The sequence below is a fragment of the Paenibacillus sp. NRS-1782 genome (assembly GCF_050467685.1).
Taxonomy (GTDB): Bacteria; Bacillota; Bacilli; order Paenibacillales; family Paenibacillaceae; genus Paenibacillus; species Paenibacillus terrae_A.
In genome coordinates, this window is the sequence record NZ_JBITPH010000092.1 from 1 (window position 1) to 8,348 (window position 8,348).

The 8,348-nt window shown below is 39.9% G+C and carries 10 protein-coding genes; all 10 read right to left on the bottom strand.

Annotated elements, in window-relative coordinates; all coding sequences use genetic code 11:
* Positions 1-107 precede the first annotated feature (107 nt).
* The gene (locus ACIFQM_RS24450; RefSeq protein WP_404521938.1) at positions 108-233 is read right to left on the bottom strand and encodes an SHOCT domain-containing protein; all 126 of its coding nucleotides are present in this window, start codon (positions 231-233) and stop codon (positions 108-110) included.
* 63 nt (positions 234-296) lie between these two features.
* On the bottom strand, positions 297-1,448 hold the full coding sequence (locus ACIFQM_RS24455; protein WP_430066335.1) for an Ig-like domain-containing protein: 1,152 nt from the start codon (positions 1,446-1,448) through the stop codon (positions 297-299).
* Entirely contained in the window at positions 1,445-1,735 is a 291-nt protein-coding gene (locus tag ACIFQM_RS24460) for a hypothetical protein (protein ID WP_430066337.1), read from the bottom strand. The genes ACIFQM_RS24455 and ACIFQM_RS24460 overlap by 4 nt, the downstream gene beginning before the upstream one ends.
* Complete coding sequence (locus ACIFQM_RS24465) at positions 1,735-2,046, bottom strand: phage head-tail connector protein (protein WP_336078106.1); 312 nt, start codon at positions 2,044-2,046, stop codon at positions 1,735-1,737. Before ACIFQM_RS24465 ends, ACIFQM_RS24460 begins: the two co-directional genes overlap by 1 nt.
* Positions 2,043-2,258 carry a hypothetical protein gene (locus ACIFQM_RS24470; protein WP_430066339.1) on the bottom strand — a complete coding sequence of 72 codons (216 nt, stop codon included), beginning with the start codon at positions 2,256-2,258 and terminating at the stop codon, positions 2,043-2,045. Before ACIFQM_RS24470 ends, ACIFQM_RS24465 begins: the two co-directional genes overlap by 4 nt.
* Before the next feature lie 97 nt (positions 2,259-2,355).
* Positions 2,356-3,186: a P22 coat protein - protein 5 domain protein gene (locus ACIFQM_RS24475; protein WP_430066341.1), complete on the bottom strand. Its 831-nt coding sequence runs from the start codon at positions 3,184-3,186 to the stop codon at positions 2,356-2,358.
* A gap of 28 nt (positions 3,187-3,214) precedes the next feature.
* On the bottom strand, positions 3,215-3,832 hold the full coding sequence (locus ACIFQM_RS24480; RefSeq protein WP_430066343.1) for a DUF4355 domain-containing protein: 618 nt from the start codon (positions 3,830-3,832) through the stop codon (positions 3,215-3,217).
* Positions 3,833-4,798: 966 nt separating this feature from the next.
* Entirely contained in the window at positions 4,799-6,103 is a 1,305-nt protein-coding gene (locus ACIFQM_RS24485) for a phage portal protein (RefSeq protein WP_430066345.1), read from the bottom strand.
* Positions 6,104-6,223: 120 nt separating this feature from the next.
* Positions 6,224-6,682, bottom strand: a complete 459-nt coding sequence (locus ACIFQM_RS24490; RefSeq protein ID WP_430066347.1) for an NUDIX hydrolase — start codon at positions 6,680-6,682, stop codon at positions 6,224-6,226.
* Positions 6,683-6,885: 203 nt separating this feature from the next.
* A partial coding sequence (gene terL / locus ACIFQM_RS24495; RefSeq protein ID WP_430066349.1) for a phage terminase large subunit occupies positions 6,886-8,348 on the bottom strand: 1,463 nt, incomplete at its 5' end.

Sequence of the window (8,348 nt, forward strand, 5' to 3'; positions counted from 1 at the left end):
GTTGTGGCTTGGGCCATAGGTGTTTCTCCCTTCGATATCTTCTTTATATGGTCACATGGTATAATGCTTGCGGCACATCATCAAGTCCATTTCTGCCCATGTTATAGCTACTTGAAAGATTTTTTATTAAGCTGGTCAATCGCAATAAATTCTTCTTCTGTTATCAACTGTTGTGATCTTAATTGCTTCAAAAGGCTCAGACTGAGTAGGTAGTCGATGGATTTTCGTTGCATATGTATTTGCTCCTTTAAAATGAAAATGGCTCAACCTCTAAGGCAAGCCAATAGATATAAAACTTAGAATAAATTTTTAAGGCTAATGGTCTTTTCTATGGTCATGCTAGGATCACTTGCTAAGGTGGCTGTTAATACAAGGACTTTATTGTTCGCTCCACTACTGCTTCCAGCTTTCACCGTCACACTATTTCCTGTGCTGGCTGTTATGCTCCCCATGATCGGAGTTGAATCATCTTGATTCCGTAGGCTCCACTCTACCGACTGGTCAAACACTTCCACTCCATGATCATAGGTATGACTGACATATGAAGCGCTTTGACCTGTTTTGAGGATGGAATTGCCGATAATGGCTATCGAATAGTTATGCGTTCCCGTTTCGACCACTCTCATTTCAATGGTACTCAGCACTGTCGGATGATACGTTAGTTTTGCAGTAATACTTGCTTGTCCCAAAGCAATGCCCATAACCTGACCTTGCTGGTCTACGCTAATTACACTTGGATCACTGGATGTATAGGTAATTGGCGGATTCGCTATCTCATTTCCATTATCCGTAGCAGTCACATTCAACGGTATTGTTTCGTTTAGAGGTACATGGGCTATCGTTCCGTGATTGATATGTAATGCATATGTATGAGCAATCTCATATTTCCATCGGTCTGCAATGTTATGTTCCACGTCATCATAAGCTGTATTTATGCTATCCAATGTGCAGCTTAGCTGGATGATGCCATTCATCGTGCGGTCAATTCCAACTATTTTAAAAGGCTGATGAGTAATGTAGAATCGTTGGCTTAATGTAATGCCCTTCGTATCTGCTTTGTCCTGTAAACTGGCCAGGATGCTTCCCTCCGGTATTGAAATAACCTTTCCTGTTTCCGTTGAAAACGTTCTGGCTTCCACCACAGCATCAAACCATTTCACCTGTCCATTCCAGTTTAAAGCTAGCCGTTGATTACACTTTTTCATTCTGCCTCGACAAGACTTTTCATTTCGATCCACCTGACTGGTGATCAGATACCGTTCATAGCGATAGTCCACAATATCACCTGTATGTAAGGGTGTTGCTGCTCGAATAATTTTTTCATCGGTCATTTGAATGGTATTTGTCGCATCCTGAATTAGAGCAAGCTGTCGCATACCATTGATATGTACAAGCTCTCCCTTCTCTCGTAGAAAGAAATCCAGCATGGGTTCTAAGCTCCGTGTCACTCCTTCACCTCCATTGCAAAATGCTGCTTACAGCAATACAGATACAACTCCATATAATCGCTCCATTCTTTCTTATCCAAAATAATAAAGATATTCTTGTTAATTCGAACATAGCCGTTTAATTGCAATAAGGATTCCAGTGGACAGAAAGCTCGATATGTCGTCTCTAGTATGTAACCATCTTCAAATGAAAAGCTTTTGCGATAAGGTTGTACATCTGCCATGATCAACTGGACAGGTTTGAAATCAGCATCATTCAAAATTTCCAGCTTCGTATCATAGAACATTAATCTGTCCCGACCTTGATTTTAGGTAAAGGAAGAGCAAGTCGAATACTTGCCGGAATGCCTGATTCATAGGTGGCTGAGCGTTCACCTTCCTGCTTATTTATGAGTCCAACCGAATCCCTATTTTTATATAAATACACCGCATAATCGACCATGACATCATCGTATTCCGTAGGAAGTACATTTACATTGCAATAGCCCAGAATATTACCCTTGGCTTTGTTTAAGTAGTGAATCAGGATATCATCCTTGGATATGTCTGTTGGCTCCATGCTCAATAATCGTTTCATCAAATCCATTAGCTCACTCATGTGCTGTCTCCTGTAACCTCCTTTACCTGTTCCTTCTCGGTACGCTTCATGTTCTTGGCAGCTTGAACTTTCGTTACAGGTTCATCTTGCTTAGTCTCATCTGGTTGAGATTCCTCCACTTGCTCATAATGCCCACTGGCTTGTAACCGCAGCATTAGCTCCTGATCTGTGACTTCCCATGTGCAGCCTGTTTCCTGATTCAAAAACCACATTTTATCACCCTCCAAAAATGAAAAATAGGGCATCCAAAACGGATACCCCGAACGTGTTTCTTCTATTATAATGTGTTCTCATATCATCCACTTTCAATTAAGACTTATTGGCTGTGAGTACAGCGAGGGCTTCAGGCTTGATACATTTGGCTCCAAATACCTGTAACCCTTTTACTGCATCTGAAAATTGTTTCTCTGGTCTGAATGCTTCCACCGAATCCACTTGCCCTGCAAACGAAATCGCACTCTTATGACCTGCGATGATTTTATACTTAGCTCCTGCGGTATTTGGTACGTTATTCGATTTATAAACGATCATGCCATCAATATCTCCTAAATAGCCTGTGCGGATGATACTTGGGTCTTTCGTGAAACGAGCATCTTTCAGTAGCAAGCCATAGTACCATGCAGGAACCACCACAAATCGTTCCAATTCAGGTACATTATTTTCGTCCAGCAGCACACCTAAATCAATTAGTAAATCATACGCTGTATCTTTCGTTGGGACAATAGGTGCTGTATCATTGCCCATCGTATTCTCAGCTTTGACCTCTGTGTAGAATCCAGCAAGATACTGATCCACCACATTGGCGAGTCCATAAGAGGCTTCCACGATTCCACCATCCAGTAGATTCACATTCGCTTGAGCAGCATCTACATCATCCACTTGAAAATTGAAATATTTGGCCTGATCAATCACCAACGTTTTTTGCGTAGCATCCAGTTCCTGTGGATTGCCGATTCCAGCTACTTTGTCATAATTGCCAATCGTTACTGCACCAATCGAATTGATTTTCACCGTGGAACCTTGGCCTTGAATTTCCCCTTCATAATCGGTGTTGACCACGTTCCCATACACCAGATTCTTTTTCAAACTCTCATTTAAACGTGCGCTCCAAATCGTAGGAATAAAATGTTGTACTGTCATATCTAATCACCCTGTCCTTTTCTATTGATTATTGTTTGTTTTGTAATGCTTGTTTGACTTGATCCCAATGCTGATTGATCTCGTTTGGCGACATGCCTTTAATCGAATCCAATGTAAATGTGCTACTCGTTGAACTAGCCGGAGGGGTATATCCATCCCCTTTGAGCCGTTGCTCGACTTGCTGTTGGATAGCCTGTTGTAGCGATTGTTCCAACATAGCCAAATTCGTTGTCGTCGCTTCTTCATCTGTACCAATAAAAAAATCCACTAACGGAAGTGGAAGTTTCTTTTCGGATGCAATTTTGATCGCTTGGCTGGTTAATCGTTCACGCTGTTTCTCCAGCTTCATATGCTCCACTTCGGCTCGCAGCTTCTCGACTTCGATTTCTTTTTCATCCTTAGCCGGGAATCGCTTCTTGATCTCAGCATCCACTGCACTTTCCAAATGGTTGGCCTTCCATGTTTCCAGCGATTTAGCTGATCGTTTGTCCACGGTGCTATCGAACCAACTTTTTGCTTGCTGATTAGATTGGATGTATTGCTCTATCCCTTCTATGCTATACGGATTCAAACCCTGAAGATATGACAGCCATTCCTCATTTGTTTGGTTTTCCTCAATTAACTGCTTTACTTGTTCTAAATTCATTTTCGTTAATCTCCTTTATTGCCCATTCGACTACGCAGAACCGAACACGCCTATTTATGTATGGAGCCGTTTAATGTCATGCTCAGGACAGGGGTGTTACGCTTTAGAAATCACAAAAACGAGGAAAAGGTACGAACATACCAACTCCCCACTTTTGCCTGTTTCTCATCCTTTGTTTATACGGTTTTTTAATAACCTAAAGCGTAACACCGAGTCCGTTTAGGTTCGAGCTTTCAAACACGTATATGTATGTTCAATTCGTTTAACGTCATATCTGCTACAATGATGTTACGCTTTAGAAATCGCAAAAACGAGGAAAAGGTACAAACATACCAACTCCCCACTTTTAGGTATTTTTAACCCTTATTTCATTTGGATTTTTGACAGCCTAAAGCGTAACAACGAGTCTGTTTGTGGTCGAGCTTTCGAACACGTATATGTATGTTGAATTCGTTTAACGTCATATCTGCTACAATGATGTTACGCTTTAGAAAACGTAAAAACGAGAAATAGGTACAAACATACCAACTCCTCATTTTGGGTTGTTTTTCATCCTTAGTTTATTGGACTTTTTATACCTCTAAAGCGTAACATCAAGCCTGTTTCTTTCTCATCTGACGCATTCGTAATTTCGACTTTTCGTTTGCATTCTTATCCTTACACTTCTCACAATATTTCTGTCGATTTGAATTCGCTGAAAAAGTAGCCTTACATTTCTGACAGTTCACCCTCGGTTGCACTGTTTTAAATTCAGATTCTATATTCCGCTCAGACTTATATTCTCGTTCTAACTTTTCATCCATTGGCAAAACTCCATGTTCAAAATAGCTACAACGGGGCAAAGAATCATCTTGAGCGAAAAATACACATGGGCCATCTTGTAAGCAGCAATAATTCGAGATGCCATGTTTCGTTCCGAGATAACCAGCACAGCTATTCTTCACGAGCCGCTTGATCCTATTTTTATTATGCATTCGATTTCTCCTTACTCACATCTGCTAATCGTTGCTGCTCCGCATGAAATTTATTGAATTCCAACTTTGGATTCTCCACAAACGGAAGCAACGTGAGCAACGTTTCCTGAGATACGACTTGCTGCAATTTAACGATTACATCTGCCATCCCCACTAAATCTGTCGGCAAGTTACGAGTAAACTTCACAGCGATATCACGGTAATCGTATTGAACTCCTTCTTTAATGTACAGAAAGGTGAAGAAATTGCGTAGACGCTGCTTGATCGCCTTTTCCATCAACGCTTCACGCATCGCCACTCTATTCTCCAAATTCAGCAGCTTGTTTCTCAGCGCTAAGGAAGACGTATTACTGGCCCAGTTTTCATTAAAGTTAACCTGATCCATCATATCGAAAATTTTTCGTTCAATGTTATCCAACTCGTTCTTCACAAAAGAATCGTTTATCTCCTTCGTAAGCCAGCTTACCTTTCCTCCAGCCGGAACCTGAATAATGCCCATTTTCTTCATATTCAATAAATCCTCGGCTTCCAGCTTGGCATTCTCAATCACCAGATAGGCATTACGATGATCTGCGATTTCATTGACCAAGTCTGAATTCAATGCGTTATAGGCATCAAATAAAGAAATCACATCATGGAAGCCACTTTTTCTCTCCGTATTGGCTGGACAGGAGATAAGTGGGATTCTTCCAAAGATGTGATTATGTTTGCCGATATATTTCAGTTCGGGTGATTGGTTTTGCCTACTCCGATTGCCTTTATCATCACTACTGATTGTATAGTGTAGGATTTCATGATCGGTATACACGTCCAGATACACTTGCTTATCAAACCTTCTCGTAAATCTATGTAGTCCTAGTAGTACATTTCGTTCTGCTGTTCCGTCCTCCAACACATAGGCATTCAATGGGGATAATACTGTAGCTGAAAACTGGCCATCGGAGTCGATATAGTTCAATTCGAAGCTCTCACCAAAGATTTCAGACTGTTTCCGAAGCTGTAGATTATGCTCCTTAACCCAATGACTCATATGTACATCTATATGATGAATGGCTTCATCCTGATCCGACTTGGACACATAGTTTACTGGCTTACCGAGCAAATAGCCCACTTCGTTATCTACAAACTTACGTGGGAAATTGAAAATGAGCTTTTGATTGCTGCGGCTTTCTTGCATGGCATAGTTCTTGAGAATGGCATGCTGACCATTGTAGTAATCTGAATATTTCTGTTTGGCTATTGCAGCCGATTGGAGTTCATTTAGACATTCCAAAATGATAGACTCAGTTATTTGCAAATATATACTTCCTTTCAAAATGGGCTATGTAATTGTTGGTTTTAATTTTTTCACAAATAAAGGAACCACCTATAATAAAGTAGTTCCTTATTACACTATCGTTCCCTGTTAGCGTAGTGTCTACATACCTAATTTTTGGTTATATAGAGATAATGAATAATTATTTTCATTTATGATATTTTTCACAATTTGTTTAATAACATCTATCTCACGAATTTCGTATAGGTTAGGAATCAATAAATCGGATACTGTAATCCACTTACATTCACTGATCTCAATGTTATCTATTTGCAGAGAACCTCCAATAATTTCACCAGTAAAATGAAACATAATAACTTGATTGTTTGTGCTGCTCATAAAATTATAGATGCCTGTTGTTCCTGTAAGTTTGACATCATACCCGGTTTCTTCTTTTACTTCTCTACGTGCAGCGTCTAGGATATCTTCACCAAGCTCTATCCTCCCACCTGGAAAGTTCCATTTATTTCTGGCAGTGTGTTTATGTTCTTTTATTATCAACACTTTATCTGTTCGAATTATAGATACGCTAGCAACCAAAACAATTCCAGTTTTCGTCATTTTCTCTTCTCCTTTCTTCTCATCATCAGTAATAATAGGATTCTTCTAATTCTGAATATACATTCCCACAGTAAATATGTCTCCTGAATTTGGAAATCATATTATCATAATACAGAATGTATGTTCGCATGTAAATAGTAAGTATTTTCAACTGACCTGTCCGTTAGATTGGATAAAATAAAAATGAAGTTTTGACAGAAGCCTCAAAACAACAAGCTACGATCATAAAATTTTAAACTTTTCACAGACTGAATCAATTGAACAGCCCCATATAAACTATCTGGTGCATCATCATATGTACAATTTCGATTATAATCCTTTATCTGATTATTATATCTAAGGTTATCTGAATTGAACAGAATATGACCCTTCTTCACTTCCGGCTCCAAGCTAATAATACGTTCATGCTTCTGCCCCTTGGAATGGACACTTTCAACTGGCGTATGTATCTTCGCCTTCCATAGCTCTTCTTCAAATTTTTGCTTCATATAGCTCTGTGCCTGATTGACTTCAAAGCCGAGCTTATCTACAGGATAAAGCTTCAATTTCTCAATAGCCACTTGGAACAAATCATCCGGCAACAGTTTATAGATATTCCCGTCGATGACATACATTTGCTTCGTCTTCCTGTGCTGACCAATAATTGAAATAGCCGAATAGTCATTTTTCTTCCCGGCTTTAATGGCTGGATCAATGTACATCGCCATTTCCATTTCATCAAACTCAGGTAGCCTGTCCCAATACATGATATCCTGAAATATGTATTCGTCTGTTGAACGCGGATCGTTTTGTAATTCTTTAAAAAATGACTTTTCACCCATAGCTTGCTTCTTGCACATCAAATAATAATAGTCCAAATACTCGCTCCACAGGATTTTCGTACCCTCTAGCATTTCTTTTTCATGGGCCATAAAGAAAGACAAAGCCGTATTGATCCTATCCTCGTCTTGGAGATTATTATATTGTCGCTCCCACTCTGACCATAAATCGTCTCGTTCTGAAAACTGAAGCACTGCTGCTTTACGAACACTTCGCACACCTGGGATTTTACCCTTGAGCAGATCGGCCATGATATCTTCTTCATTGAGAATGGTTCCACAGATCAGAATATTCGTATCCCTTGTTCCAATAGGCAGAATGACATCTGTAAATGTATTTTTAATTTGTTCGCGCTTGGCTTCGGATCGTGCGGTATCTTCCTTGAGCAAGTCATCCATTAGAACCAAGGTAGGACGATGATGCTTATAGTGAATACCTCGAAGTGAGCCATCTATGCCACGAATCATGATACAGGAATCCAGTCCACCTTTACTCTTGAGCCAGATCTCGTTATTGTTCCAGCGACTACCTTTACGAATACCAAAATCCTCAATCAGCATCTGATTGGTTTCCAGCTCATCTTTGATCATGTCTAAGAAGGGCAATGCAATCTGCTCCGTGGCAGATATAATCAATGTAAACTGTGATTTATCATATAAAGTCGCATACAACGGAAATAAAAAAGAACTGATCGTTGACTTTCCATGCTCCCTAGGGAGGCCGAAAGCCGTAATCAATCCAGTATGGGCAAGCATATGTCTTAATTCCGAAAATAACTCTTTGTGAAACTGTCCAAACGCTCGATCAAAATATTTAGGGAAATAGGCTAAAGCGAAAAACTCAATGT

Bases quoted from the DNA above. Each gene is read 5' to 3' on its own strand.
- ACIFQM_RS24450 (WP_404521938.1), bottom strand. From the start codon at position 233: ATGCAACGAAAATCCATCGACTACCTACTCAGTCTGAGCCTTTTGAAG.
- ACIFQM_RS24460 (WP_430066337.1), bottom strand. From the start codon at position 1,735: ATGTTCTATGATACGAAGCTGGAAATTTTGAATGATGCTGATTTCAAA.
- ACIFQM_RS24465 (WP_336078106.1), bottom strand. From the start codon at position 2,046: ATGAGTGAGCTAATGGATTTGATGAAACGATTATTGAGCATGGAGCCA.
- ACIFQM_RS24470 (WP_430066339.1), bottom strand. From the start codon at position 2,258: ATGTGGTTTTTGAATCAGGAAACAGGCTGCACATGGGAAGTCACAGAT.
- ACIFQM_RS24475 (WP_430066341.1), bottom strand. From the start codon at position 3,186: ATGACAGTACAACATTTTATTCCTACGATTTGGAGCGCACGTTTAAAT.
- ACIFQM_RS24480 (WP_430066343.1), bottom strand. From the start codon at position 3,832: ATGAATTTAGAACAAGTAAAGCAGTTAATTGAGGAAAACCAAACAAAT.
- ACIFQM_RS24490 (WP_430066347.1), bottom strand. From the start codon at position 6,682: ATGACGAAAACTGGAATTGTTTTGGTTGCTAGCGTATCTATAATTCGA.